Below are 24,255 nucleotides of genomic sequence, written 5' to 3'. Positions count from 1 at the left end.
TCTAGACAAGTTGTTGGACTTTCCAAGCGTCCACTTGGTAAAACCAAGCAACACCAGTTACCGGAGGGAAGCCGCGCGATGGAGTTCCGGCAGTCGAGCAAGCTCAGCGAGGTCTGTTACGAGATCCGCGGCCCGGTGATCGAGCACGCCAACGCGCTGGAGGAGGCAGGGCACAGCGTGCTGCGCCTGAACACCGGCAACCCGGCCCTGTTCGGCTTCGAGGCGCCGGAGGAGATCCTTCAGGACATGATCCGGATGCTCCCGCGGGCGCACGGCTACACCGACTCGCGCGGAGTCCTCTCCGCCCGCCGCGCGGTCGCCCAGCGCTACCAGACCCTGGGCCTGGAGGTGGACGTCGACGACGTCTTCCTCGGCAACGGCGTCTCCGAACTGGTGTCGATGGCCGTGCAGGCCCTGCTGGAGGACGGCGACGAAATCCTCATCCCCGCACCCGACTTCCCCCTCTGGACAGCGGTGACCACCCTCTCCGGCGGAAAGGCGGTCCACTACCTGTGCGACGAACAGGCCGACTGGTACCCGGACCTGGACGACATGGCCGCGAAGATCACCGACCGCACCAGAGCCGTGGTGATCATCAACCCCAACAACCCGACCGGCGCGGTCTACCCGAAGGAGATCGTCGAGGGCATCCTCGACCTCGCCCGCCGCCACGGCCTGATGGTCCTCGCCGACGAGATCTACGACCAGATCCTCTACGACGACGCCGTGCACCACTCGGCCGCCGCCCTCGCCCCCGACCTGGTCGTCCTGACCTTCTGCGGCCTGTCCAAGACCTACCGCGTGGCGGGCTTCCGCTCCGGCTGGCTGGTGGTCACCGGACCCAAGCAGCACGCGAAGGACTATCTGGAGGGCCTGACCATGCTGGCCTCGATGCGGCTGTGCGCCAACGCGCCCGCCCAGTACGCCATCCAGGCCGCGCTCGGCGGCCGGCAGTCCATCCGCGAACTGACCGCGCCGGGCGGCCGGCTGCACGAACAGCGTGACGTGGCCTGGCAGAAGCTGAACGAGATCCCCGGCGTGAGCTGCGTCAAGCCCACGGGGGCGCTGTACGCGTTCCCCCGCATCGACCCGTCCGTGCACAGGATCCACGACGACGAGAAGTTCGTCCTCGACCTGCTCCTGAGGGAGAAGATCCAGGTCGTCCAGGGCACCGGCTTCAACTGGCCCTCCCCCGACCACTTCCGCATCCTCACTCTCCCCCACGCGGACGTCCTGGAGACGGCGATCGGCCGGATCGGACGCTTCCTCGGCGGCTACCGGCAGTAAGGCCCCAGGGGGAACCGCCCGCGCGGCGATCGCGTCGGATCAAGGCATGAGGGAACATCGACTGGGCTGCTCCGGCCTGCTCCTGGCGGCCGCGGGCGCCATCACGGCGGTGCTCGCCTGGGCACCGAGGGCGAGGGTCAGCGTCCACGGCGGGTTCGAGGGCATGCACCGGGACCTGAGCGTCCTGTACGTGGACCTTCCCCTCATCGCCGCCGGAGGTGCGCTCGTCCCACTGGCCGCCTGGCTCCTCACCCTGCGCGCCCTGCGTCGCCCCTGGCTCGCGGCCGTGCTGGCGGCGGGCGCGCTCGCCCTCGGCGTCTGGGCCCTGCTCAGCTGGTGGACGCCCTATCAGCGGCCGGAGTTCATGGGTTAGGTCCGTGTCCGGCGTGCCTGGCCGCCTTGCCGGGCCGCCGGCGGCCCGGGCGAACAGCTCCCGCTGCGGGGACGCCGCGACCGAGCGGTTCAGAGGTAGCCGACTCCGGTCAGTTCCTCGGCCGCCGCCCAGAGCCGCTTGCCGACCGCCGGGTCGGCCGCCTCCCGGCCGATCCGGGCCTCGGTGACCCGGCCGCGCGTCTCGAAGAGCCCGGAGGGCCCGAAGAACTGGCCGCCCCGCACACCGGGGTCGGTCGCGGCGCGCAGTTGCGGCAGCGCGCCCTGCTCCACGGGTTGCGTGACCAGCAGGCCGCCCCGCGCGATCATCCGCCCGAGCCGGCCACGGTGCTCCCAGGCACGCGGGGTCAGGTTGGTGCGGGTGAGACCGGGGTGGGCCAGTGTGCTGATGATCGGCGATCCCGCGGCGCGCAGGCGCCGGTCCAGCTCGATACCGAAGACCGTGGTGGCGAGCTTGGACCGGCCGTAGGCGGGAGCGGCCCCGTAGTCACGCTCCGACATCAGGTCGTCGAAGTCGAGGTGTGCGTTCTTGTGGGTGATCGAGCTGAGACTGACCACCCGGGGCTCCGTTGCCGCTGCCAACCTGTCGAGCAGCAGGCCGGTCAGTGCGAAGTGCCCCAGCATGTTGGTGCCGATGTGCAGCTCGAAGCCGTCGGCCGTGGTGCGGCGCGGGCCGAGCAGCACCAGGCCCGCGTTGTTGACCAGCAGGTCGATCGCCTGGTGGTCGGTGGTCAGCTTCGCGGCGAAGGCGCGGACGGAGTCGAGGGAGGCCAGATCGAGTTCGCGCACGTCGACGTCGCCGCCGATCCGGCGGGCGGCCTTCGCACCGGCGGCGGTGTCGCGGACCGCGAGCACGACGTGGGCGCCGTGGCGGGCCAGCTCGGTGGCGGTGACCAGGCCGAGGCCCGAGTTCGCGCCGGTCACGACGGCGGTCCTGCCGCGCTGGTCGGGGATGCGGTCGGCGGTCCATCCGGCCATCTGCTGCTCCTGAGGGGGTGTGAGTGGGGTGGACCCACGACGCTAGAGGCGGTGCGGGCCGGTTCGGTCGTTCCCGTTTCCCTAGGTCTGTGGGACCTACCTTGACCGCCCGGCAGGGAGGCACACTGGCGGGATGACCCACCCGTACGCCCGTGAGCTCGGTGATTTCCTGCGCGCCCGGCGCGGCAGGCTGCGCCCGCACGACGTCGGTCTGGAGCCGGGCGGTCGGCGCAAGGTCACCGGGCTGCGACGCGAGGAGCTGGCCCTGCTGGCCGGGCTGAGCACCGACTACTACCAGCGGATGGAGCAGGGCCGGGAGGTACGTCCGTCCGACGACGTCCTGGACGCGCTGGCCGGCGCGCTCGGCCTCGACGACGCGGAACGCCGGCACCTGTTCGGCCTGGCCCATGCCGCTCGGCGGCCGGCGCCCGCGCGACCGGACCGCGGTCCGGAGACGGTGCCGGAGAGCACCCGGCGGCTGCTGCGGGTGATGGACACCCCGGCGGTCGTGCTCGGCCGGCACCTCGACCTGCTCGCCTGGAACCCGATGGCGGAGGCGCTGCTCGGCAGCCCGGACAGCTACCCGCCCGACCGGCTCAACATGCTCCTCCTGCTGTTCGACGACACGCTGACCGGTGAGCGGAGCTGCCAGGACTGGGAACGGCAGGCCCTGGAGTACATCGGCATGATGCGCGCCGCCGTCGCCGCCGACCCCACCCATCCGCGCGCCACCGCGATCATCGGCGAGCTGAGCATCCGCAGCGCCGAGTTCCGGCGGCTGTGGGCCCGGCACGACGTACGGGCGTCGGTCAGCGGCACCAAGACCTTCCGGGTCCCCGAGGTCGGCGACATCGTCCTGGACTGGGACACCTATCCGCTGCCCGGCGGACCGGGCCCGGTCATGCTGGTCTTCACCGCCGAGCCGGGCAGCGCGGACGCGGACCGGCTGCACCTCCTGGCGTCGTTGCGCGCGACCCGCTCGAACGGGAGGGCCACGCCGCCGGTCACCCCACGCTGAGCCAGGGTGGACCTCGCACCACACCGGGGTCTCCGTGCGGATGTTGTCCGGGGCTGTCCGGGCAGTGCCGCGTGACGTTCCGCACCGGCGGCGAGTTGGGCACGGGTGGCACATGGAGGTGTGGGGACATGAGCGTGGAACCTTACGGCGCGGACGAGGAGTCGGCGGCCGTCCTGCGGACCGTCGGGCGGGTCATCAAGATGTGCAGGGAACGGGAGGGCCTGACCCAGGCCGGTCTCGGAACGGCCATCAGGTACAGCGAGGAGCAGGTGTCGTCCGTGGAGCGCGGACGCAGGGCTCCGACGGAGACGTTCCTGGAAGCGGCGGACCGGGTCCTGGAAGCGGGTGGCCTGATCTCCGGGCTGAAAGCCGATGTGGAGAAGGCCAAGTTTCCCAAAAAGGTACGGGACTTGGCCAAACTGGAGGACGAGGCGGTCGAGCTGTGCGCCTACGCGAATCACGTCGTGCACGGTCTGCTCCAGACGCCGGAGTACGCACGGGCCATCTATGGCATGCGGCGACCTCCGTACACCGAGGATCACGTGGACGCACTCGTCGAGGCCCGCTTGGCGCGACAGAAGATCTTCGACCAGCAGTCCGCTCCCGTCTTCAGCTTTGTCCAGGAAGAGGTGACGCTGCGCCGCCCGCTCGGGGGCAGAATGGTGATGCGCAAGCAGCTCGAACGTCTGTTGCAGATCGGTCGGCGGCGGAACGTGGAGATTCAGGTACTGCCGACGGATCGCGAGGACCACGCCGGACTCGCGGGGGCGCTGCAACTGCTGCGACTGAGGGAAGGGGTCACCGTGGGCCACATGGAGGTCCAGCTGATCAACCGGCTGATCTCCGATCCCAAAGACATCCAAATCCTCGAGATCCGCTATGGCATCATCCGGGCCCAGGCCCTCACACCCCGTGAGTCGCTGGCGTTCATCGAGAAAGTGCTGGGAGAGAACTGATGACGAACCGTCCGTCGGAGTACGGTCCCGAGCTGGAGTGGCGCAAGAGTAGTTACAGCACGAACGACGGCCCCGAGTGCGTCGAGATCGCCACCACCCCCGAATCCATCCACGTACGGGACTCGAAGCACATACACGGCCCCCGTCTCACCTTCGACCCCCACCAGTGGGCCGCCTTCCTCCCCCACGCCTCCGGACGCCGATGACCCGACCGCCCACCGCCGCGCAGCGCCGTCTCATCGAGGCCGCCGATCCCGACACCGGGCGGCTGAGGGGTACGCCGGCGCAGCTCGCCGCGCTGGTGAAGCGTGGGCTGGCGTTCCGCCATGCGCGGCCGCCGCACGATCACTTCCTGACTCCGGCGGGGCACCGGATCCGGGAGGCGGAACCCGAGGCCGGGCCGTCGGCGCCGCCGGACACGACCGGCGGCTTCGCCGCGCGGGTGGGCGGCGAGGAGACGGCCCCCTCCGACGGTCCCGCCCGGCTCCGGGAGGTGCGGAGCGCCTGGCAGGGGATGCTGGAGCTGCGCCGGATGACCAACCCCGACGGGGCGACGGACCGGCCCTGCGGGTGGGAGCGGTCGCATCTGGTGCGGGCGGCCGCGCTCGCCCTGGAGGCCGCCGGGCACCGGCCGGCCGGCGCGGACCCCGGGGACGGCGGTTACCGCGTGCGGGAGACCCCGCAGCCGGAGGCGGTCGCCGTGTACGAGCCGGACGGCGACGCGCTGCGGGCCTGTGCGGCCACGCTGGAGCGGGCCGGCTGGCAGGCCGGGGAGTACACCGAGCCGAGGACGCGGGCGCGCTATCTGCTGGCCTCCCCGCGCCGCGTGTGAGGGGCATGCCAAGATCGGGGGGCGACGCACCGAACCGAACAGGCATGAAGGGGACCGGCGCAGTGAGCGAGCCGTATTCCGTCCGCGTGACCGTGCGCGGGTACGAGACCGATGTGCAGGGCCACCTGAATCAGGCCGTGTACCTCAACTACGCGGAGCACGCGCGGTGGTCGCTGCTCCAGGCGGCGGGGATCACCCAGTCGGGGCTGCTCGCCCAGGGGGTGGGACCGGTCGCTCTGGAGACCACCATCCGCTACCGGCGTGAACTGCTCGCCGGTGACGAGGTCGACGTGAGCTGCGCCTTCCTCTGGAGCGGCGGCAAGATCTTCACCATCGAGCAGACCATCAGCAAGGCCGACGGTACCGTGGCGGCCGAGCTCACGGGCGCGGGCGGGCTGATGGACCTGAAGCAGCGCAAGCTCGTGCCGAACCCGCAGGACGTCTTCCGGGACCTGGCGAAGGACCCCGCCCTGTTCGGACTGTAGTCGGGTTTTCACGCACTGAAAGTTTCCGCCGCCCGGATCCCGAGTTTCCAGGCCATCCGCTCCTACAGTGGACCAGACCACCAGCGAGGAACGAAGGCTCTTTACAGGCCCGGAATCTACGTGCGTAACTAATGACGCGCGCACGTCAATCAGTAGCTCTTCAGCACGGATCTGCCCAGGTGGCAGCGGCCGACGTCACCTCCTTCGCTCATCCCCACATGTGTCCAGGAGGCAGCCCCATGATCTCCGTCCCGCGCGCTCTGACCGGCCCCCGCAGACGCACCGCCACGGCGCTCGGCGTCGTCGGCACCGCCCTCGCCCTGACGGCCACCGCCGTCGGCGGCGCGACCGCCGCTCCCCTGCCGGACCGGGACCGCGTCACCATCGAGCCCGGCGAGGCCTACATGGGCGCGGGCACCCGCGTCCACGAGGGCGTGCCCGCCGAAGAGCCGTCGAGGGGCGTACTGGCCCCGACCGACGGCGTCCAGGGCATCGACGTCTCGCACTGGCAGGGCTCCATCAACTGGACCTCGGTCCGCAACTCCGGGATCCAGTTCGCCTGGATGAAGGCGACCGAGGGCACCGGCTACAAGGACCCGAGCTTCAACACGAACTACCCCGCCGCCCACGGCGCGGGCGTGATCCGCGGCGCCTACCACTTCGCGCTGCCCAACGCCTCCAGCGGCGCCACCCAGGCGAACTACTTCGCCACCAACGGCGGCGCCTGGTCGCGCGACAACCTGACCCTGCCGGGCGTGCTGGACATCGAGCACAACCCGTACGGAGCCATGTGCTACGGCCTGTCCACCACCCAGATGCGCAACTGGATCAACGACTTCTACACCACCTACAAGGCGCGCACCAGCCGTGATGTAGTCATCTACACGACGGCGAGCTGGTGGAACACCTGCACCGGCAACTGGACCGGCATGTCGGCCAAGAGCCCGCTGTGGGTGGCTCACTGGACCTCCGCGTCGTCCCCCACGATCCCCAGCGGATTCCCCACCTGGACGGTGTGGCAGTACACCAGCACCGGTTCGGTCGGCGGCGTGGCGGGCAACGTCGACCGCAACAAGTTCAACGGCTCCCGCGACCGGCTCCTGGCGCTGGCCAACAACACCTGACGGTACGAACCCCCCTACGCGATCACGCGGGGGAGCCGGCGGCCGCCCGTCGCCCGCTCCCCCGCGTCCCCCACCCTCTCCCCCGAACCGAGGAGTGATCGTGCCCCCCGAGAACGCTTCACGACGCCGCCTGTTGCTCGCCGGCGCGGCCGGCCTGGCCGCCGCCACCGCACTGCCGGGCACCGCACGGGCCCAGGACGCCGATGTCGTCGAGCCGGACATCGACTCCACCGCGGCGTGGGGCGCCCGGTCCCCGCAGGGAACCATCAGCCTCCTGGCGTACCGGCCGAGCAGGATCGTCATCCACCACACGGTGAGCACCAACTCCACCGACTTCTCCCGGGCCCAGGCGCACGCCCACGCCCACTGGGTCCAGGATTTGCACCTGGACAAGAACAAATGGGTCGACACCGGTTACCACTTCCTGGTCAGCCGGGGCGGCTGGATCACCGAGGGCCGGCACGGCAGCCTCCAGGCGCTCACCGGGGGCCGGAACTTCGTGCTCGGCTCCCACACCTCCGGGCAGAACAGCCAGGCCATCGGGATCGCGAACGAGGGCGCCTACCACGCGGGCGCGGTACCGCCCGGCGCCCAGTGGGAGGTACTGGTGGCGCTCTGCGCGTACACCTGCGCGCGGTACGGCATCCCGTCCGCGCAGATCTACGGCCACAAGGACTACGGCCAGACCCTCTGCCCGGGCGTCTACCACGACATGCTCCCCCGGCTGCGGGCGGAAGTGGCGGCGGCCCGCGCGGCCTGACGGCGGCGGATTCCGGGTGCGGGAGCACGCCCCGGCCTGCGATCCTTGCGTCCCATGACACCACGACGTCCCAGACCCAGCCTGTACATCTCCGTCGACATCGAGGCCGACGGGCCCATCCCCGGCCCGTACTCCATGCTGAGCCTGGGCGCCTCGGTGGCCGGTGTGCAGGACGCCGACGGATTCCGGGCGGCCGATCCCGGGGAGCGGACCTTCTACCGGGAACTGCGCCCGATCAGCGAGGAGTTCGAGCCCGAGGCGCTGGCGGTGAGCGGACTCGACCGGGATCGGCTCGGTACCGAGGGCGACGAACCGACGCTCGTCATGCGGGAGTTCACCACCTGGGTGGGTGAGGCGGCGGCCGGCGCCCAGCCGGTGATGTGCGGCTACCCGGCGTCGTACGACTGGACGTTCCTGTACTGGTACCTGATCCGCTTCACCGGGGCCAGTCCCTTCGGACACTCGGGCTGCCTCGACATGAAGACCCTGTACGCCACCAAGGCGGGGCTGCCGCTCCGGGCGGTGGCCAAGCGCACCATGCCGCGTGAGCTGCTGTCCCGCCGCCGACACACCCACCACGCCCTGGACGACGCGATCGAGCAGGCCGAACTGTTCGCGAACCTGATGGCGTGGCCGGGGCCCGCCCGCCCGTGAGGGCCGCCTCCGGGCCGGGAGCGTCGGCGGGAGTCAGCCCCGCGCGGCGATGTCCGCCAGTCGCCGCGCCTCGGCGCGTGTGGAGCGGGCGATCGCGTCCTCGTCGGCCGTGAGCAGATGGCCGTTCTCCACGATCTGACGGCCGCCCACGAAGGACGCGGTGACCGGGGCCGCCGCGCCGAGGACCAGCGCCGTCACCGGGTCGGCGATGGAGGCGTGCGCGAGGGTGTCCATCCGCCAGAGCACCAGATCGGCGAGCTTGCCGGGCTCCAGGGAGCCGATCTCCCCCTCACGGCCGAGCACTTGGGCCCCGCCATGGGTGCCGAGCCGCAGCGCCTGCCGGACGTTCAGGGCCGCCTCGCGGTGGGCACCGAGGCGGCCCACGAGCAGGGCGTTGCGCAGTTCGGTGTGCAGTTCGCCGGACTCGTTGGAGGCGGTGCCGTCCACACCGAGACCCACGGGGACACCGGCCGCGAGCAGGTCGGGGACACGGGCGATCCCGGCCGCGAGGCGGGCGTTGGAGGAGGGGCAGTGGGCGACGCCGGTCCTCGTACGGGCGAAGGCGGCGATGTCGGAGTCGTTCATGTGGACGCAGTGCGCCATCCACACGTCCTCGCCGAGCCAGCCGGTGGACTCGAAGTAGTCGGTCGGGCCCATGCCGAACAGCTCGTGGCAGAACTTCTCCTCCTCCACGGTCTCCGAACCGTGGGTGTGCAGGCGCACGCCGAGACGGCGGGCCGACTCCGCGCCCTGCCGCATCAGTTCGGTGGACACGGAGAAGGGCGAGCACGGGGCGACGGCGACCTGTGTCATGGCGCCGAAGGAGGTGTCGTGGTGGCGGCGCACCGTCTCCTCGGTGGCGGCGAGCGCGTCGTCGAGGGTCTCGACGGCGAAGTCCGGGGGCAGCCCGCCGTCCTTCTCGCTCCGGTCCATGGAACCGCGGGCGAGGGTGAAACGGACGCCCATCTCACGAGCGGCCTCGATGATCGCGCCGGACAGGTCGCCGGAGCCCCGCGGGAAGACGTAGTGGTGGTCCATGGCGGTGGTGACACCGCCGCGGGCCATCATCGCGAGCGAACCCTGGGCCGCCGCGCGCACCATCGGCTCGTCGATCCGCGCCCAGGTCGGGTAGAGCGCGACGAGCCAGTCGAACAGGTTGTGGTCGGTGGCCAGACCCCGGGTGATCCACTGGTAGAAGTGGTGATGGGTGTTGACCAGGCCGGGGGTCACCAGATGCCCGGTGGCGTCGATCCGGCGTACGACGTCGCGGAGGTCCCGGGGGGCCGTGCCCGCGCCGAGCGATTCGATGCGGTCACCGGCGAGGACGAGGTGACCGGAGGCGTACTCGGTGTCGTGCGCGTCGACGGTCGCGATCGCGCAGTTCTCGATGACGATGCGCCGGTCTGCTGCCATGGTCCGTCCCTTTTCGCCGCGGTCAGAGGTTGGTGAGGTCCACCGGGATCCGCGCCTCGCAGCCGTCCCGCAGCACGGTGCCCTCGATCAGGCCGTACGGGCGGTCGGCGGCGAAGAACACCTCGTTGTCGTTCTTCAGCCCGAACGGTTCCAGGTCCACCAGGAAGTGGTGGCTGTTGGGGAGGGAGAAGCGCACCTCGTCGATCTCGCCCCGGTGCTCGATGATCCGCGCGCCCATCCGGTAGAGCGTCTGCTGCAGCGAGAGGGAGTAGGTCTCGGCGAAGGCCTGGAGCAAATGCTTCCTGACCTCCGCGTAGGACGTCTCCCAGTCGGGCACCGGCTCCTCGTCGCCGGTCCAGTGGAACCGCCAGCGGGCGGAGACCGAGGTGGCGAGGATACGGTCGTAGGCCTCTTTGAGCGTCGTGTACTTGTCCTTGACGTAGCCCCAGAACTCCGAGTCGGTGGAGTTCAGCACCGTCAGGTCCTTCAGCCCGGAGACGACCTCCCACGTCGCGCCGTCGTAGGTGACCTGTGTCAGGCGGGTCTCCTGGCCCGTGCGGACGAAGGAGTGCCGGGCCTCGCGGGCGTCGGAGGTCGCGATGCGCTCCCAGGCGTACTCCTCGACGCGGATGCGCGCCCGATGGATGGCCTCCTGCGAGGTGACGAAGTGCCGGGCGAGGTGGATGCCGAACTGTTCGGCCGACGCGATGCCGTGTTCCCTGGCGAAGGCGTACACGGTGTTCTTGGTGGTGTCGGTCGGCAGGACGTTCGCGTTCGATCCGGAGTAGTGGACCTCCTCCATGTCGCCGGAGAGGGCTACGGAGACGTTCAGGTCCTTGATGTGGTGGGTGGCGCCGTCCCGCGTGATCTTCACGACTCGGGTCTCGGCCTTGCCGTACTGGTTCTGTCCCAGGATCGTGGGCATGGTGTGCTAGCTCCCTCGGTAAACGGAGTAGCCGAACGGGCTGAGCAGCAGCGGTACGTGGTAGTGCTCGCCCGGCACGACGGCGAACGTGACCGCCACCTCCGGGAAGAACACACCCGCGCCGCCGTCCTCCCCGAAGTACGGCTCCACCGCGAAGTCAAGCCGTACATGAGTGGTGCCCTCCGGCAGGGACGGCAGGTCCTTGCACCGTCCGTCCGCGTCGGTCGCGGAGCCGCCGAGCGCCTGCCAGGCGGCCTGCCGGCCGGGACGCGCGGAGAGGCGGACGGCGACTCCCCCGGCGGGGCGGCCGGCGCTGGTGTCGAGGATGTGGGTGGACACGGAGGCGGTGGTGTCGGTGCTCATGTGGGTCGGTCCTCCGCGGCGTGGACTCCGGCTCCGGCTTCCGTCTCCCCTTCCACTTCGGCTCCGGCTCCGGCTTCCGCTTCGGCTTCCGCTTCGGGTTCGGCTTCCGCTTCGGGTTCGGCTTCGGCTTCGACTTCGGCTTCGACTTCGGCTTCGACTTCGGCTTGCGCTACTGGTTCGGGTTCGGCCGGGGCTTCTGGTTCGGCTTGAGCTTCTGGTTCGGCTTCGGCTTCGGCTTCGGCTTCGGGTTCGGCCGGGGCTTCTGGTTCGGCTTCGGCTTCGGGTTCGAGCAGGCGGGCCAGCCGGATGCGGTTGATCTTCCCCAGTTCGGCGCGGATGATCTCGCGCTCCCGCTCCGGCGTGTTGCCGAGCCGTTCCCGCACGGCGTCGCGCATCTGCTCGCCGGTCCGGCCGGTTGCGCAGATGAGGAAGACATGACCGAATCGTTCCTGGTAGGCCAGGTTCAGTTCGAGCATCTCCGCCTTCAGCCGGTCCGGTGCGCCCGCCATCCCGCTCTGCTCCCGCGCGGAGACCGGGTCCCCGGGCCTGGGGCGGCCGATCGGCGGATGCCCGGCCATCGCCTCCTCCAGATCCGCCGTGGTCAGCGCGGCCGTGGCGGCGTCACTGGCGGTGTACAGGTCGTCGGCGGTGGCGTAGGGGCGTGAGGTGAGCAGTCGGCGGGCCCAGGCCGAGGCGGCGCACACCTCGTGGAGCGCCGCGAGGGCCGCCTGCTCCTCCAGGGCGTTGAAGCGGGCCGGCCCCGGGGGCGGGGATGTCGGCGTCACGTGAGCCTCCGTGGCCATGGACGGCCTTGCGCAGCGAACGGGCGTGCCGACAGTGAACGCTGTTCCGGACCGCGCGTCAACAGTTTGTTGAAAATCGACCAGTGGTGAACAGGAGAGCGCCGACGCCCCGGAGGTCAGGCGCCCTTGTCGCGGTTGAGGTAGTTGTAGACGGTGAAGCGGCTCACCCCGAGCGCGCTCGCCACGATCTCCACGCCGTGCCGCACGGCGAAGGCACCGCGCGCCTCCAGACCTCGTACGATCTCCTGCTTCGCCTTGCGGTCCAGCTCCGCCAGCGGCACGCCCTGTCGACGCTCCAGGGCCGCGAGAATGTGATCGAGGGAGTCCGCGAGCTGCGGCAGCCGTACGGCGACCGCGGCGGCCCCCTCCCAGGAGAGCACCACGTCGTCGGCCCCCGCCTCGTCCGGCGGGAGGAGTTCGCCGCCCATGGCGTCGACCAGCGGTTTCACCGCCGCGATGAACGCGGCGTCACCGGTGCCGGTCACCGGTCGCCCTCCTCGACCACGTTGATCTGGAGCGACACACGGGTGGCGCCGGCCGTCAGGCTCCGGCGCAGCAGCGCGTCCACGGCGGCGAGCACCGCGTCGGCGCCGCCCTCGGCGGTGTTGCCGAACGGGCCGACGTCCACCGCGTCCAGCGCGGCCCCCTCGATGACCCTCCGGGCCACCACGGCGTGCGCGGGCGCCTCATCGAGGTCGAAGGGCTCGGTCGTGAACTCCACTCTCAAACGCACTGCGCCCCCTCGACCTCTCCGACCCGCTCTTCCACCCAGACCACCCCTCGCGAGGGCGCACCGCAAGCCGAACACCTTCACCACGAGGGAGCGGTCCGCCCACCACGAGGCGACCCTAGCCGACCTGGAGATACCCGGCCCCACCCTGTGCGCACATCCGCACATGTCAGCCGATTCGCACAGCAAGACCGGCAGATGCGAGGGCCGCATTGGTATTTCACCTTGCATCTGCGGCGATATCATCGGGATCCCGGGTCGGCAGCCGCGTTCCGGCGGTTGCCGTGACCCGTAGCCGTGTCCGTGCAGGACCGTGAGGGAGTGGACCGTGATGACCCGAATCGCACGCCGGAACCGCCGGGTGCTTCAGGTGACCGGCGCGGGCGTGGCCGCGCTGCTGGCCCTGAGCGCCTGCTCGTCCTCCGGCGCGGACTCCGGCACCGGGTCCGACGCCTCGGCCGGCGCTTCCGGCGAGCTGTCCGGGACCGTGAACGTCTTCGCCGCCGCCTCGCTGACGGAGAGCTTCACGAAGCTGGGCGAGGAGTTCGAGAAGCGGCACCCGGGCACGAAGGTCGTCTTCAACTTCGGCGGCAGCGACTCGCTCGCCGCGGGGATCACCAGCGGCGCCCCGGCCGACGTGTTCGCCTCCGCCAGCCCCAGGACGATGAAGGTCGTCACGGACGCCGGGGACGCCGCCGGGACCCCGGCCACGTTCGTCCGCAACCAGTTGGAGATCGCCACCCTTCCCGGCAACCCGGACAGGATCGCCACCTTGAAGGACCTCACGGCCAGTGGTCCGAAGGTCGTGCTGTGCGACAGGGCGGCGCCGTGCGGTGCCGCGGCCGAGAAGGCGCTGACCGCGGCCGACCTCGAGCTCACGCCCGTCTCCTACGAGGACGACGTCAAGTCCGCCCTCAACAAGGTGGTCCTGAAGGAGGCCGACGCGGCCGTCGTCTACAGGACCGATGTGCGGGCGGCGAGTGGCAGGGTGGAGGGCGTGGAGTTCCCCGAGGCCGCCGAGGCGATCAACGACTACCCGATCACCCTGCTCAAGGACGCGCCGAACGCCGAGGCCGGCCGCGCGTTCATCGAGCTGGTGCGGTCCGCCGAGGGCCGGGAGGTGCTGACCGGGGCGGGGTTCACCGCGCCGTGACCACACAGCACGGGACCGCGGCCGGCCCTCGTCCGGGTGGGCCGCGGCGTCGCCCCCGAAGGGCCGACCGCCTCCGGGGCGGGGCTCCCCTTCCGCTGCTCGTGCCCGCGCTGATCGGCCTGGCGTTCCTGGTGCTCCCCCTGGTCGCCCTGCTGATCCGGGCGCCCTGGGCGAGCATGCCCGAGCTGCTGACCAGTGCCGAGGTGTGGCAGGCGCTGAGGCTGTCGCTGATCTGCGCCACGGCGGCGACCGTGGTGAGCATGGTGATCGGCGTTCCGCTGGCCTGGCTACTGGCCCGGGTCGACTTCCCGGGACGCGGTCTCGTACGGGCCCTGGTGACCCTGCCGCTGGTGCTGCCGCCGGTGGTGGGCGGTGTCGCCCTGCTGATGGCGCTGGGCCGCAACGGGGTCGTGGGGCAGTGGCTGGACTCCTGGTTCGGCATCACGCTGCCGTTCACCACCGCGGGCGTGATCGTGGCCGAGGCGTTCGTGGCGATGCCGTTCCTCGTCATCAGCGTCGAGGGCACGCTGCGCGCGGCCGACCCCCGCTACGAGGAGGCGGCCACCACCCTCGGCGCCTCCCGCTTCACCGCGTTCCGCCGGGTCACGCTGCCGCTGATCGCACCCGGGATCGCGGCAGGCGCCGTCCTGGCCTGGGCACGGGCGCTCGGCGAGTTCGGCGCGACCATCACCTTCGCCGGGAACTTTCCCGGCCGCACCCAGACCATGCCGCTGGCCGTCTACCTCGCCCTGCAGAGCGACCCGGAGGCGGCCATCGCCCTCAGCCTGGTCCTGCTGGCCGTGTCCGTCGCCGTACTCGCCGGACTGCGCGACCGCTGGATGACCGCCTCGTGACCGCCAGGGAGAGGACACCGGTGTCCGACACCGCCGGGACCGCCGTCCCGTCCGCCGAGGGCCTCGACGCGCGGCTCGTCGTCGAGCGCGGCGCCTTCCGTCTCGACGTGCCGCTGAGCACGGCGCCCGGCGACGTGGTCGCCCTGCTCGGCCCGAACGGCGCCGGCAAGACCACCGCCCTGCGGGCGCTCGCCGGCCTCCTCCCGCTCTCCGGCGGTCATCTGCGACTCGACGGCCGGGAGCTGGACCGTACGCCGCCGGAGTCCCGGCCGGTCGGTGTCGTCTTCCAGGACTACCTGCTCTTCCCCCACCTCTCCGCGCTGGACAACGTGGCCTTCGGCCCGCGCTGCCGGGGCGCGGGCAAGGCGGAGGCCCGGCGGCGGGCCGCCGCGTGGCTGGAGCGTATGGGCCTCGCCGAGCACGCCGGCGCGAAGCCCCGCCGGCTCTCCGGCGGGCAGGCCCAGCGCGTCGCCCTCGCCCGCGCCCTGGCCACCCACCCCCGGCTGCTCCTCCTCGACGAACCGCTCGCCGCCCTCGACGCCCGCACCCGCCTCGACGTCCGCGCCCAGCTCCGCCGCCACCTCGCCGACTTCGAGGCCGTCGCCGTACTGGTCACCCACGACCCGCTGGACGCCATGGTGCTCGCCGACCACCTCGTCGTCATCGAGGACGGCCGGGTCGTCCAGGAGGGCGCCCCCTCCCACATCGCCCGCCACCCCCGCACCGACTACATCGCCCACCTGGTCGGCCTCAACCTCTACCGGGGCCGGGCCGAAGGCCACACGGTGCGACTCGACGACGGACCCGCCATCACGACCGCCGAGAAGCTGACCGGGCCCGTGTTCGTCGCCTTCCCGCCCAGCGCCGTCACCCTGTACCGGGACCGCCCGACCGGCGCCAGTGCCCGCAACCTCTGGCGCTGCGAAGTGGCCGGTCTTGAGACCCACGGCGACCGGATCCGCGCCGACCTCACCGGCGAACTCCCCCTCGCCGCCGACCTGACCACGGTCGCCGCCGCCGAGCTGGACCTGCGTCCCGGCGCCACCGTCTGGGCCTCGGCCAAGGCCACCCAGACCCACGCCTACCGCGGCTGAGAGCCGGCCCGGCTGCGGCCGCCGCCCACCGCGATGGACGGGCGGATCAACCACGCGCCGGATGACGCCCCCTCCCCTGCCGCGTCCGGTCCGCGCCCCGGTGACCGTCCGCTCAGGGCCGCGGGCAGGTGTGCTCACCCGGTTCCTGATACGTCCGGTGGAGCGGCGACCGGTCCCGGCGCTCCTCCGGGAAGGTCACCACGGGCACCGGCTTACAGACCGGCCACAGGCCCGCCACCCGCTCCGGTCCGGTGCCGGAGTCCCGTCCCGCCCTCTCGTCGGCGAACGTGAAGACACCGCTCGCGCCCGGCACACAGCCGGCGGCGCAGTGTTCCAGAGGGCTGCCGCGGCGCAGTTCGTCGTAGACGTCGTTGTGGGTCACGGCGTCGATGTCGCTGTCCCGGGCCGCGGCCACGGCGGTGCCCACGGCGGTGAGCGCGTCGTGGTACATCACGGCGTAGCCGTCGTTGAGGGCGTCGGGGGCCTCACCGGCGAAGGAGCGCTCGTAGGAGTCGGCGAAGGGGGCGAAGGCCTTCGGGATCCGTTTGTCGCCGTCGGGGCCGGAGAGCCAGCGGGGTGCGTCCACGGCGGCCGCGGTCACGATCTCGACGTTGTTCCGTTCGGCCGTGCGGCGCATCGCGTCGGTCTCGGTGACCGGGTCGCGGCCGGTGCTGACACGCAGGACGCGCAGCGGTTCATCGTCCGGGCCCCGGTCGCAGGAACTGGTGCGGTCGATGGTCTCCAGGAAGGGTGGCAGATCCGCGTCACGGCCGGCCAGGAACACGGTGCGGGCGTCGACCGCGCACATCGCGGCCACCGCCCGCCGGAAGATCTGCGGGGTGCCCCGGGCGGGCCCTTTGATGCCCTGGTAGGTCTCGGTGCGCCGCTCCACCTGGTCGGGGGTGATGCCGTACTGCGCGCCGAACTCGCGGCGGAAGACCCGGCGCAGATTGGCGACGTAGTTGTCGTCGCGGTCGTCGGCAATCATGAAGGTGTTCTTCCGGTCCACCTCGTTCGCGCCCACGTAGCGCTGGAGCGCGTCGACCAACTGGTCGGTGGAGGGCGAGACCTTGAACAGATAGGGGTGCTCCATGTCGCGGGAGCTGAGCACGGCGCTGACCGCCGGGATCCGCGCGGGTCCGAGGCCGTCCCGTACAGCGGCGAGAGTGGCGTCGTCGCTGTTGGGGAAGCCGATGGCGGCCACGACCGGGGCCCTGTCCCCGCGTTGGGCGGCCAGCGCGTCGGTCACGGGCCGCCAGTGGCTCAGGTCCTCGCCCACGTTGGCGAAGAGCAGCCGGACGGCGGTGTCGCCGGTGGCCGGGCCGTGGTTGTGTCCGCGCTGGGCGATGTACGCCCCCTGGAGGGAGTGCCGGATCAGCTCCTTCGACATGGCCGCGCCGGGGCTGCGGGAGGTGTACGGCATCACGAGGGCGATACTCACCACCGGCTTGCCCGACGCGCTCGCCGCCTCGTTCTCGTCCTCGATCCGGCCCAGGACGTCCGCGAGGTCCGGGGCGAAGGGATACGCCTTCGCCGTCACGCCGATGCACTCCCGCCCCGGGCCCGTCCGTCGCAGCTGTTGGTCGGCGGAGCAGTAGTCGCGGTGCTGCCGGTAACTGTCCAGGCCCCACCAGGCGCCCGCGGTGGTGAGGGCGGCGACCACGGCCCACAGGGCCACTACGTCGACAAGACCAAGCACTCGGAAGCGGAGCCGCCCCGGCAGCCACCTCCAGGTCCGTCGGTCCCGGGGCTTCATCGTGCCGCTCCGGCGCCCGGCCGGTCGCCCTGCCAACGGTGGTCCAGGGGCCAGTCCTCACCGTCCTTGACCGAGCGGGGCCAGCGGATGGCGGCCTGGGCCAGGACCGCACGGCCGGTGAGATGCTGGGCGGACAGGAACGACAGGTCCTGGCCGATCCTGTCGGCCAGCTCGCGGTCCGCCTCGGCCAGTTCGTCCGCCGCGTACCAGAGAGCGTGCAGCAGCCGGTTGACGGCCTGCTTCTCCAGGCCGGCGCCGGGGTCGGCGCGCAGATGGAGCAGGTCCCGGCGCCCCCGGGCGACCTCCTGACACCGCTCGAACCAGTCGTTACCGGGGGGACGCGGCGCATGGGCGACGGTGCGCAGTATGCGCAGCCAGTCGAGCGCGTCGCCGTCCGGCCGGACGAACTCCGCGTACAGCCGGTCGACGACCTCCCGTGCCTCGCCCGCGGCCAGCCGGTGCCACAGGAAGCGGGACCACTCGTCACGCGCCGCACGTCCCGAGCGGGCCTCGGCTCGCCGCCGGTGGTGCGCGGCGAGCAGTCCGTGCGCACCGGACCAGTCCACGCCCCGGCCGCCGCGTCCACTGCGCATCTGGTGGACCAGCAGAGCGCGCAGAAAGCGGTCCGTGATGAAGGGCCGGCTGCCCGGTCCGCGCGACCAGCGCTCCCGTTCCAGCCGGCCGGCGGCGCCGTCGGCCGCGGGCAGTCCGTCGATGCGGCGCGGCACCCAGCGTTCGGCCAGTTGCTCGGCGGCCTCCCGGTCCCAGGCGAGGGAGAACAGGCACAGCTCGTCGTGGTTCTCGCTGCCGACCAGGGTGTCGAGCAGCCGCCAGACGACCGACTCGCCGGCCCCGCCCGGGTGAACCAGGTCGAGCAGCTCCCCGGCGGCCACCCACTCGTCCGTGCGGGCCCGGTCCACCACCGCCTCGCACAGCCTGCGGGCGCCCATGGGGTGCCCCCGGGTGAGGTCGTGCAGGGCACTCGCGATGTACGGGTCGAAGGAGGCGTGGTCGTCACGCCGGAGCATCCGTTCCAGGTGCTCGCACTCCAGCGGCGGCAGCGGCAGCAGCAGCACTCCGGCGGAGGGGGCGGTGGACTCGCGGCTCCAGCCGGAGTCGGTGCCGATGTCGGGCAGGGAGCGCCGCGCCGCCTCCGGGTAGGGGTCGTCCCCGCCGTCGGGGGCGTCGACCCGCGGATCCGGGCTGTCGTCACCGTGCAGTTCGGTGGCGATCACCACCATCCGGTCGCGGGCGCCGCGCCCCGCCCGCTGTTCCAGGAGCAGTTCCAGGAAGTCGCGGCCGGCGTCGGTGTGCGCGTTGTCGAGGAGCACCAGGGGGCGCGGGGCACGGTTCGCGCGGCGGAAGGGACCGTAGCGCACGTCCTCGAGGAAGGCGGCGGACAGCATGCGTTCGACGCCGCGCCGGAAGCCGCGTCCCTGGTGGAACTCCTGGCAGAGCCGGGCCACGAACGGCGCTCGTTCGGCGGCCGGCACGGGGTGCGGCTGTCCGGACGCGCCCGGCGGCAGACCGCGCAGCCGGTTGTCGGCCTCGCTGCGGTACGTCTCGTACCAGGCCACGAGCCGACGGGCGGAGAGTCCGCGGCGCCGTCCACCGAGGAAGGTGCGCACGGCCGCCTCGGGGAACGCCTCCGGGTCGAGGGAGCCGCCGACGGGCGGTGCGGGCAGCGCGGTCCGGAAGAGCGTGTCCCAGGTGGGGCGGGGGTGCGCCTCGGGCGGGACACCCATCAAGGTGGCCGCGTGCCGGTCGGTGACCCGCAGCTCGCGGTCGTCGCCGGGGCGCCGGGCGGACACCACGGCGAGCAGGCCGGCGGTGGTACGCGGGAAGCGCAGCCGTCCGAACCCGGCGACAGGGCGGGACAGTTGGGCGACGAGTTCGACGAGCATCTCCACCGCGTAGGAGTTGTTGGACATCTCCGGTCCGACCGGGGCCCGTTCCTGGAGCTCCGCGCAGTTGATGCGCGCAAAGGGCACGCGCGGGCCGGGCCAGGGGCCGCTGTCGGGGGCGTATGCCTGCTGGAGGTCGTCCAGCATGGCGCTCTTGCCGGTGCCGTGCCGCCCCGTGAGCAGGACCACGGGCAGGTCGTCGGCGAACTCGCGGTGCGGGACCCTGCGGTGGTGGTCACGGCTGAGACCGACCAGCCTCGGCACCAGCCGGCGCAGCACGGGCTGACGCGCGTACACCTCCGGGATCTGGTGGTCCGCCGGGGCCGGGCCCCGAGGGCCGGTCATCCCAGCCTCAGCATGGAGCCGAGGATGTCGGAGACGATACCGGAGGCCATGTCACGGCTCATGGAGCCCACCGACCTCGATCCGGCCTGGACGAGATCCCGGCTGCTGCGGAGAAAGCGTTCCACGGTTCCGGCGTCAGGCCGGGCGCCGGACCGTGAGGCGTCGGTCAGGGCGGCGGCGAGTTCGCGTACCTGCCGTACCTCGGTGTCGCTCTCCGACAGATCGGGGCGGGACGCCCGTACGAGGCCGGCCAGTTGTTCGAAGGAGAGGAAGACTCCGGCGCCGTGCTCCATGACGCCGACATGCACCGGGGCAGGCAGGTCCAGGTGGTCCTTGGCGTACTCCAGGTCCTCGAAGGCGAGTTGCCGGCCGCAGTAGAAGGCCTCCCGCGCCCAGAGGAAGTCCTCCGCGCCGGCCCCGCCGTCGTGGTACTGGCCCGCCCGGTCCCACCAGGCGAACAGGGCCGCCTTGGCATAACGGCGACGGGTCTCCCGGTCGGCGTACGCCTCGTCCCAGACCCGTGCCTCGGCGAGTCCGGCGGGGGTGGGGCCGACCAGGGGCGGTACGGCACCGGAGCCGTTGTGGACAGCGATCCAGCCGAGCGCGGCCAGGCGGTCCACGACGTCTCCGACCATGTCCAGGGTGCAACGCTCTTGGTGGGCATAGGCGGAGCTGGCCACACGGCGCCCTTCGGCTCCTCCCACCTCCTCCCGGAGCCACAGCAGGAACCTCGCGGACGCGGCGCCTGTCTCGTTGTAGACCGGTGAGAGGCCGTTCGTGGGCACCGCCCGGGATCTGATCATCGCCGTCCCCCAACTCCTATGACCAGCCATGGACGTTCGCCTTCCCAGAACTGTCGGCTCAAACACGTCACCCATGACGTTTGCCCCGCGCCATCTCGGCAGCCGCTCCCCGGCCACGGACAGTCGCGCCGGCCGCGTGGACGCCGTGGGCAGGCGCCATGCGGCCACGGTCCTGGACCACGCGCGGTTCCTGATGGACCTGAACCACCTCGCGATGAACGGCGAGGACACGCCGTCGGTGATCGACCCGCACGGGGACCGGTCATGCGCCGCGGCCGGCAGCCCGGCCACGACGCCCCGGCACGGGCTCGCTCCCGCTGGAGGACCTGCCCGGCCGGCTGCGCACGGCCGGTTACGACAGGCGGGTTGCCCGCTGGGACAAGCCCGGCGACCGTTCGGGCACCGAGGCCTTCGACCGGCTGCCTCGCGAGGCCCGCCGGCCACACCCCGCCGAGAGGCGCCCTCAAGGGCCGGCGCGCCTCGGCGGCTGAAGAGTGCGGCGGTGAAGGCCGCGGGCTTTCTCCTTCGACCTGCGGGCAGGCGCCAGAGAGCCGCCGCAGCCGTCGACAACCCCGGCCCGTGCGACTCGGCCGCCCGGATGCGGACGTTCCCGTATCCGGGCCCTCACGTCGCCGGGGTGCGGATCCGGGCGGGGCGGAGCAGCCTGGGGACATGGCACAACCGACGGAGCATCCGCACATCGTGGTGCACTCGCCCGCTCTGGACGGCTCCCGGCGGGTCACCACGGGCGACGAAACGCTGGGCATCGCCACACACGTCGACGACGTGGGCGAGATCCTGCGGCTGGCCGACCTGTACGTCACCGATGTCGAGGGAACCGACCTCATCGAGTGGCAGGGCGGCGGCCCCGACGACTGGCCGGGTCTGTCGGAGCACCACGAGCCGTAGCCTCCGTACAGCATCGGCCGTACCCCGGCTACGGAACCCTCAAATGTTCCTCTGAAGGCAGCCCCGGGAGGCTTCGGCCGGCCCCGCGGTCGGGCACACTCCTCGCACACGGGGCCCGCCGGCACGGGGGCGGCGGGCCCCGGCTCAGGGGGTGCCATGCCATGAACGGCAGCAAGGGCGTCCGGGGGACGCCGCACGAGCTCGCCCTGCTGGCCGGCGGCCCGCGCGCCGCGGTCACCGTCGCCGTCGTGGCCCTGCATCTGCGGGGCGCTGTCGAGGCGGGCGCGCCGGGCACGATACGGGCCGTCGACGGGGATGCGGGACGGGCCCTGCCGCCGCTTCCACCGCCCGGACAGACGGTCGAGGACGTCGAGGGGCGGGACGGGGCCGTCACGGGCGCGATGCGGGCGGCGTATCTCGAGAGCGCGGTGTACCACTGCCTTCAGGAGCCCTCCGAGGTGAGGGAGCTGGTCCGGGACCTGACAGTGCGCTGGGCGGTGGCCGAGGTGCGGGTCGGGCTCGCGGAGGCGGGGATGCTCCGGTATCCGCCGCTGGGCCGGACCAGGGCGGCCCGGCGGCGGCTGCAGGTGCTCCGGAAGGCATATCCGCTGCCGGAGGCCCGGCGCGGCCTGCCGGACCACGACATACTCCTCGCCGTCGCCCTGCACGACGTGGCCGCCCTGCGGGTCCTCGTGCCCCGCTTCGCCCTCCGGGCCGGGCTGACCGAGCGGGTGAGCCTGCGGGAGAAGAGCCTGGTCCGGCACTCCCCGCGCGGCGGCACCTACGGCAGCGCCGGACACCTCTACTGCGGGAGCAGGGGCGAGGGCTGCAGCGGGGGCGGGGGCTGCGGGGGCGGCGGCTCGGACTGAGCCCGCGGGGGCGTCCCGAGGCGAGGAGGGCCCGCTCGCCCGAGCGGTTCACGCCCCGCCTCCCCTTCCCGTCCCGCCCCGGGGGCCGCGCCCCAGCCGAACTGCCCCGGAAGGTCAAGTGCCGCCCACCGTCCTTCCTGCCTGCGCTCGCACCGCTGCACGGCACCGTCGTACCCCTGCGTATGCGGCGCACCCGTCAGCCCGCCCCTGGACCTCGACGAAGTACCCGGCACCGTTGTCCCGGGGCTGCGCCCCGGCCCCCTGCCGCCCTGAACCGGCCTCGTCCCAAAGCTCCCCCGGAGGAGCAAGCGCCGGACACGGGCGGGCCGGAGGAGGACGATGGACGCTGTCTCGCGAACACGGGAGGGGCGCCATGTCGGAGAGCGTGCCGGTGCACTGTCCCTCCTGCCTGCGCTCACACCGTTACACGGCACCGACGTACCCCTGCGCGTGCGGCGCACCCGTCAGCCCGCCCCTGGACCTCGACGGGGTACCCGGCACCGTCGGCCCTCGCGCCTGGCGGGAGGAGTGGATCACCCTGCGCTGCGGGGGCTGCGGGCGGCGCGGCGAGTGGCCGCGCCCCGAACTGGGCTGCCCGTGCGGCACGGTGCTGTGGATCCCGGTGGCGGGCCCCGAGGCGTCCGTCCGGCCCGGCAGGCCCGGACGCCCCGCCCTCCCCGCGGTGCCGATCCGCACCGCGCGGGACGCCGTCACGGCCGCCGTGCTGTATCTGCGCCGGCTCGGCCACGAGGACATCCGGCGCGCGGACCGGCGGCCCCCGTCCGGCATCGGCCTGGCCGGCCGGGGTGTCCTGACCCGGGTCGACCCTTCGGCACGGCCGGCCACCCCACGGGACGTGGAGTGTCTGTGGCTGACGGCGATGACGGAATCCTCCGTGTGCCTGTACTTCTCCGTCGCCGGATACACCGAGGAGGCCCGGTCCCGCGCCGACGCACTGGGCGTCCCGCTGTTCCTGCTGGACCTCACCGGCACCCCGCAGCCCATGAACGGCCCCGCCGACACCCTGCACGCCGGCGGGTCCTGAAAACCCGGCGACGCACTCGCCCCGGGCGCCCGATACTCGGCGGATGCGCATCCGTCCCGCCGCCCCCGGCGAACTGCCCGCCCTCCAGGACATCGAACGGGCGGCCGGTGCCCCGTTCCGCGGCATCGGCCTGCCGGACATCGCCGACGACGAACCACCCGCCCTCAAGACGCTGGAGCGCTACCGGCGGGCGGGCCGCTGCTGGGTCGCGGCCGACGGGCCCGACGACCGGCCCGTCGGCTATCTGATCGCCGAACCGGTGGACGGCGCGCTCCATGTCGAGCAGGTGTCCGTCCACCCCCGCTCGGCCCGCCGGGGGGTGGGCCGCGCCCTGCTCGCCCACGCCGCCCACCACGCCCGCGAGGAGGGTCTGGCCGCGCTCACGCTGACCACGTTCGCCGACGTCCCGTGGAACGCCCCGTACTACGCGCGCCTCGGCTTCCGCACCCTGACCGAGGCGGAACTCACCCCCGGGCTGCGCGGGATCCGCGCCGAGGAGGCCGCGCACGGGCTCGACCGGTGGCCCCGTGTGTGCATGCGCGTCGGCGTCCCGCCCGCCGGAGGGACGCCGACGACGAGACCGCCGAAGTGATCACCGCAGTGCCCCCGGCCGCCGGACCGGCCACGAGCACACCGCCGACTCGATGGCACCGGTCGCCCTCGGTGAGCCGGCCGCGGCGCGCGGGGCCCCGCAGGACCGCGCGCCGCGTGTGCCTGCTCACAGCGGACAGCGCGCGGTCCCCGGCGGTGCGGCCGACGCTCCGGGAGGTGGATGTGCTCGCCTGGGTGACCGCGAGGGCCACCG

General features: G+C 72.5%; 26 protein-coding genes and 1 pseudogene. 17 read left to right on the top strand and 10 right to left on the bottom strand.

All coding sequences use genetic code 11. From position 1 onward, the window contains the following. Positions 1-78: 78 nt before the first annotated feature. Both ACIF9R_RS20295 and ACIF9R_RS20290 read left to right on the top strand, forming a co-directional pair. Complete coding sequence (locus ACIF9R_RS20295; protein ID WP_399981784.1) at positions 79-1,287, top strand: pyridoxal phosphate-dependent aminotransferase; 1,209 nt, start codon at positions 79-81, stop codon at positions 1,285-1,287. A gap of 46 nt (positions 1,288-1,333) precedes the next feature. Continuing rightward, positions 1,334-1,660, top strand: a complete 327-nt coding sequence (locus ACIF9R_RS20290; RefSeq protein ID WP_399981781.1) for a hypothetical protein — start codon at positions 1,334-1,336, stop codon at positions 1,658-1,660. Between the two features lie 89 nt (positions 1,661-1,749). Here ACIF9R_RS20290 and ACIF9R_RS20285 read toward each other — a convergent pair whose 3' ends face one another. Continuing rightward, positions 1,750-2,655 carry an oxidoreductase gene (locus ACIF9R_RS20285; RefSeq protein WP_399981778.1) on the bottom strand — a complete coding sequence of 302 codons (906 nt, stop codon included), beginning with the start codon at positions 2,653-2,655 and terminating at the stop codon, positions 1,750-1,752. 133 nt (positions 2,656-2,788) lie between these two features. Between ACIF9R_RS20285 and ACIF9R_RS20280 the strand changes: the two genes are divergently transcribed. The 8 genes from ACIF9R_RS20280 to ACIF9R_RS20245 all read left to right on the top strand — a co-directional run bounded on the left by ACIF9R_RS20280 (position 2,789) and on the right by ACIF9R_RS20245 (position 8,484). Further along, a complete protein-coding gene (locus ACIF9R_RS20280) occupies positions 2,789-3,673 on the top strand; it encodes a helix-turn-helix transcriptional regulator (protein ID WP_399981777.1) in 885 nt (294 codons plus the stop codon). A 128-nt stretch (positions 3,674-3,801) separates the two neighbouring features. Next, entirely contained in the window at positions 3,802-4,629 is an 828-nt protein-coding gene (locus ACIF9R_RS20275; RefSeq protein WP_399981774.1) for a helix-turn-helix domain-containing protein, read from the top strand. After that, a complete protein-coding gene (locus ACIF9R_RS20270) occupies positions 4,629-4,835 on the top strand; it encodes a DUF397 domain-containing protein (RefSeq protein WP_399981772.1) in 207 nt (68 codons plus the stop codon). The genes ACIF9R_RS20275 and ACIF9R_RS20270 overlap by 1 nt, the downstream gene beginning before the upstream one ends. Then, on the top strand, positions 4,832-5,461 hold the full coding sequence (locus ACIF9R_RS20265) for a hypothetical protein (RefSeq protein WP_399981769.1): 630 nt from the start codon (positions 4,832-4,834) through the stop codon (positions 5,459-5,461). Before ACIF9R_RS20270 ends, ACIF9R_RS20265 begins: the two co-directional genes overlap by 4 nt. 62 nt (positions 5,462-5,523) lie before the next feature. Continuing rightward, entirely contained in the window at positions 5,524-5,946 is a 423-nt protein-coding gene (locus ACIF9R_RS20260; RefSeq protein WP_399981767.1) for an acyl-CoA thioesterase, read from the top strand. Between the two features lie 239 nt (positions 5,947-6,185). Then, the gene (locus ACIF9R_RS20255; RefSeq protein WP_399981764.1) at positions 6,186-7,070 is read left to right on the top strand and encodes a lysozyme; all 885 of its coding nucleotides are present in this window, start codon (positions 6,186-6,188) and stop codon (positions 7,068-7,070) included. A 94-nt stretch (positions 7,071-7,164) separates the two neighbouring features. Further along, positions 7,165-7,830, top strand: a complete 666-nt coding sequence (locus tag ACIF9R_RS20250; protein ID WP_399981762.1) for a peptidoglycan recognition family protein — start codon at positions 7,165-7,167, stop codon at positions 7,828-7,830. 54 nt (positions 7,831-7,884) lie between these two features. After that, positions 7,885-8,484 carry a 3'-5' exoribonuclease domain-containing protein gene (locus ACIF9R_RS20245; RefSeq protein ID WP_399981759.1) on the top strand — a complete coding sequence of 200 codons (600 nt, stop codon included), beginning with the start codon at positions 7,885-7,887 and terminating at the stop codon, positions 8,482-8,484. Between the two features lie 33 nt (positions 8,485-8,517). Here the strand turns inward: ACIF9R_RS20245 and ACIF9R_RS20240 are convergent, their stop codons facing one another. The 6 genes and pseudogenes from ACIF9R_RS20240 to ACIF9R_RS20215 all read right to left on the bottom strand — a co-directional run bounded on the left by ACIF9R_RS20240 (position 8,518) and on the right by ACIF9R_RS20215 (position 12,721). After that, positions 8,518-9,897 (bottom strand): 8-oxoguanine deaminase, encoded by a 1,380-nt coding sequence (locus tag ACIF9R_RS20240; RefSeq protein ID WP_399981756.1) that lies wholly within the window; start codon positions 9,895-9,897, stop codon positions 8,518-8,520. A gap of 22 nt (positions 9,898-9,919) precedes the next feature. Continuing rightward, entirely contained in the window at positions 9,920-10,822 is a 903-nt protein-coding gene (gene pucL, locus ACIF9R_RS20235) for a factor-independent urate hydroxylase (protein WP_399981754.1), read from the bottom strand. 6 nt (positions 10,823-10,828) lie between these two features. Continuing rightward, positions 10,829-11,185, bottom strand: coding sequence for a hydroxyisourate hydrolase (gene uraH / locus ACIF9R_RS20230; RefSeq protein WP_399981752.1), 357 nt, complete (start codon positions 11,183-11,185; stop codon positions 10,829-10,831). Positions 11,186-11,463: 278 nt separating this feature from the next. Further along, positions 11,464-11,970 (bottom strand): annotated as a pseudogene (gene uraD, locus ACIF9R_RS20225) (2-oxo-4-hydroxy-4-carboxy-5-ureidoimidazoline decarboxylase); the annotation flags it as partial. A gap of 134 nt (positions 11,971-12,104) precedes the next feature. Then, positions 12,105-12,473: a helix-turn-helix domain-containing protein gene (locus tag ACIF9R_RS20220; RefSeq protein ID WP_399981750.1), complete on the bottom strand. Its 369-nt coding sequence runs from the start codon at positions 12,471-12,473 to the stop codon at positions 12,105-12,107. Then, complete coding sequence (locus ACIF9R_RS20215) at positions 12,470-12,721, bottom strand: hypothetical protein (RefSeq protein WP_399981748.1); 252 nt, start codon at positions 12,719-12,721, stop codon at positions 12,470-12,472. The genes ACIF9R_RS20220 and ACIF9R_RS20215 overlap by 4 nt, the downstream gene beginning before the upstream one ends. A 328-nt stretch (positions 12,722-13,049) precedes the next feature. Here ACIF9R_RS20215 and modA point away from each other — a divergent pair, with 328 nt between their 5' ends. The 3 genes from modA to ACIF9R_RS20200 are packed head-to-tail and all read left to right on the top strand — an operon-like array spanning position 13,050 to position 15,819. Beyond that, positions 13,050-13,871 (top strand): molybdate ABC transporter substrate-binding protein, encoded by an 822-nt coding sequence (gene modA / locus ACIF9R_RS20210; protein ID WP_399981745.1) that lies wholly within the window; start codon positions 13,050-13,052, stop codon positions 13,869-13,871. After that, complete coding sequence (locus tag ACIF9R_RS20205) at positions 13,868-14,725, top strand: ABC transporter permease (protein ID WP_399981742.1); 858 nt, start codon at positions 13,868-13,870, stop codon at positions 14,723-14,725. The genes modA and ACIF9R_RS20205 overlap by 4 nt, the downstream gene beginning before the upstream one ends. Before the next feature lie 20 nt (positions 14,726-14,745). Continuing rightward, a complete protein-coding gene (locus tag ACIF9R_RS20200) occupies positions 14,746-15,819 on the top strand; it encodes an ABC transporter ATP-binding protein (protein WP_399981740.1) in 1,074 nt (357 codons plus the stop codon). Between the two features lie 112 nt (positions 15,820-15,931). On the opposite strand, the gene ACIF9R_RS20195 is transcribed toward ACIF9R_RS20200, so the two are convergent. From ACIF9R_RS20195 to ACIF9R_RS20185, 3 genes are all read right to left on the bottom strand, one after another. Further along, positions 15,932-17,497: a hypothetical protein gene (locus ACIF9R_RS20195; protein ID WP_399981738.1), complete on the bottom strand. Its 1,566-nt coding sequence runs from the start codon at positions 17,495-17,497 to the stop codon at positions 15,932-15,934. A gap of 74 nt (positions 17,498-17,571) precedes the next feature. Further along, the gene (locus ACIF9R_RS20190) at positions 17,572-19,824 is read right to left on the bottom strand and encodes a hypothetical protein (RefSeq protein ID WP_399981736.1); all 2,253 of its coding nucleotides are present in this window, start codon (positions 19,822-19,824) and stop codon (positions 17,572-17,574) included. Further along, on the bottom strand, positions 19,821-20,627 hold the full coding sequence (locus ACIF9R_RS20185; RefSeq protein ID WP_399981733.1) for a hypothetical protein: 807 nt from the start codon (positions 20,625-20,627) through the stop codon (positions 19,821-19,823). Before ACIF9R_RS20185 ends, ACIF9R_RS20190 begins: the two co-directional genes overlap by 4 nt. A 672-nt stretch (positions 20,628-21,299) precedes the next feature. Between ACIF9R_RS20185 and ACIF9R_RS20180 the strand changes: the two genes are divergently transcribed. From ACIF9R_RS20180 to ACIF9R_RS20165, 4 genes are all read left to right on the top strand, one after another. After that, a complete protein-coding gene (locus ACIF9R_RS20180; protein ID WP_399981731.1) occupies positions 21,300-21,536 on the top strand; it encodes a hypothetical protein in 237 nt (78 codons plus the stop codon). 161 nt (positions 21,537-21,697) lie between these two features. Beyond that, positions 21,698-22,405, top strand: coding sequence for a TIGR04222 domain-containing membrane protein (locus ACIF9R_RS20175; protein WP_399981729.1), 708 nt, complete (start codon positions 21,698-21,700; stop codon positions 22,403-22,405). Between the two features lie 373 nt (positions 22,406-22,778). Further along, a complete protein-coding gene (locus ACIF9R_RS20170; RefSeq protein ID WP_399981726.1) occupies positions 22,779-23,450 on the top strand; it encodes a hypothetical protein in 672 nt (223 codons plus the stop codon). A gap of 43 nt (positions 23,451-23,493) precedes the next feature. Then, positions 23,494-24,042, top strand: a complete 549-nt coding sequence (locus ACIF9R_RS20165) for a GNAT family N-acetyltransferase (RefSeq protein WP_399981723.1) — start codon at positions 23,494-23,496, stop codon at positions 24,040-24,042. Positions 24,043-24,255 lie beyond the last annotated feature (213 nt).

It is taken from the genome of Streptomyces sp. NPDC086080, assembly GCF_044540255.1.
Taxonomy (GTDB): domain Bacteria; phylum Actinomycetota; class Actinomycetes; order Streptomycetales; family Streptomycetaceae; genus Streptomyces.
This window is presented reverse-complemented; position numbering and strand designations above follow the sequence as displayed.

Excerpts from the sequence above, each read along its gene's own strand:
- ACIF9R_RS20175 (WP_399981729.1), top strand. The coding sequence starts at position 21,698 with ATGAACGGCAGCAAGGGCGTCCGGGGGACGCCGCACGAGCTCGCCCTG.
- ACIF9R_RS20190 (WP_399981736.1), bottom strand. The coding sequence starts at position 19,824 with ATGACCGGCCCTCGGGGCCCGGCCCCGGCGGACCACCAGATCCCGGAG.
- ACIF9R_RS20170 (WP_399981726.1), top strand. The coding sequence starts at position 22,779 with ATGTCGGAGAGCGTGCCGGTGCACTGTCCCTCCTGCCTGCGCTCACAC.
- ACIF9R_RS20270 (WP_399981772.1), top strand. The coding sequence starts at position 4,629 with ATGACGAACCGTCCGTCGGAGTACGGTCCCGAGCTGGAGTGGCGCAAG.
- modA (WP_399981745.1), top strand. The coding sequence starts at position 13,050 with ATGACCCGAATCGCACGCCGGAACCGCCGGGTGCTTCAGGTGACCGGC.
- uraH (WP_399981752.1), bottom strand. The coding sequence starts at position 11,185 with ATGAGCACCGACACCACCGCCTCCGTGTCCACCCACATCCTCGACACC.
- ACIF9R_RS20295 (WP_399981784.1), top strand. The coding sequence starts at position 79 with ATGGAGTTCCGGCAGTCGAGCAAGCTCAGCGAGGTCTGTTACGAGATC.
- ACIF9R_RS20180 (WP_399981731.1), top strand. The coding sequence starts at position 21,300 with ATGGCACAACCGACGGAGCATCCGCACATCGTGGTGCACTCGCCCGCT.
- ACIF9R_RS20290 (WP_399981781.1), top strand. The coding sequence starts at position 1,334 with ATGAGGGAACATCGACTGGGCTGCTCCGGCCTGCTCCTGGCGGCCGCG.
- ACIF9R_RS20265 (WP_399981769.1), top strand. The coding sequence starts at position 4,832 with ATGACCCGACCGCCCACCGCCGCGCAGCGCCGTCTCATCGAGGCCGCC.
- ACIF9R_RS20165 (WP_399981723.1), top strand. The coding sequence starts at position 23,494 with ATGCGCATCCGTCCCGCCGCCCCCGGCGAACTGCCCGCCCTCCAGGAC.
- ACIF9R_RS20245 (WP_399981759.1), top strand. The coding sequence starts at position 7,885 with ATGACACCACGACGTCCCAGACCCAGCCTGTACATCTCCGTCGACATC.
- ACIF9R_RS20185 (WP_399981733.1), bottom strand. The coding sequence starts at position 20,627 with ATGATCAGATCCCGGGCGGTGCCCACGAACGGCCTCTCACCGGTCTAC.
- ACIF9R_RS20285 (WP_399981778.1), bottom strand. The coding sequence starts at position 2,655 with ATGGCCGGATGGACCGCCGACCGCATCCCCGACCAGCGCGGCAGGACC.
- ACIF9R_RS20275 (WP_399981774.1), top strand. The coding sequence starts at position 3,802 with ATGAGCGTGGAACCTTACGGCGCGGACGAGGAGTCGGCGGCCGTCCTG.
- ACIF9R_RS20280 (WP_399981777.1), top strand. The coding sequence starts at position 2,789 with ATGACCCACCCGTACGCCCGTGAGCTCGGTGATTTCCTGCGCGCCCGG.
- pucL (WP_399981754.1), bottom strand. The coding sequence starts at position 10,822 with ATGCCCACGATCCTGGGACAGAACCAGTACGGCAAGGCCGAGACCCGA.
- ACIF9R_RS20255 (WP_399981764.1), top strand. The coding sequence starts at position 6,186 with ATGATCTCCGTCCCGCGCGCTCTGACCGGCCCCCGCAGACGCACCGCC.
- ACIF9R_RS20240 (WP_399981756.1), bottom strand. The coding sequence starts at position 9,897 with ATGGCAGCAGACCGGCGCATCGTCATCGAGAACTGCGCGATCGCGACC.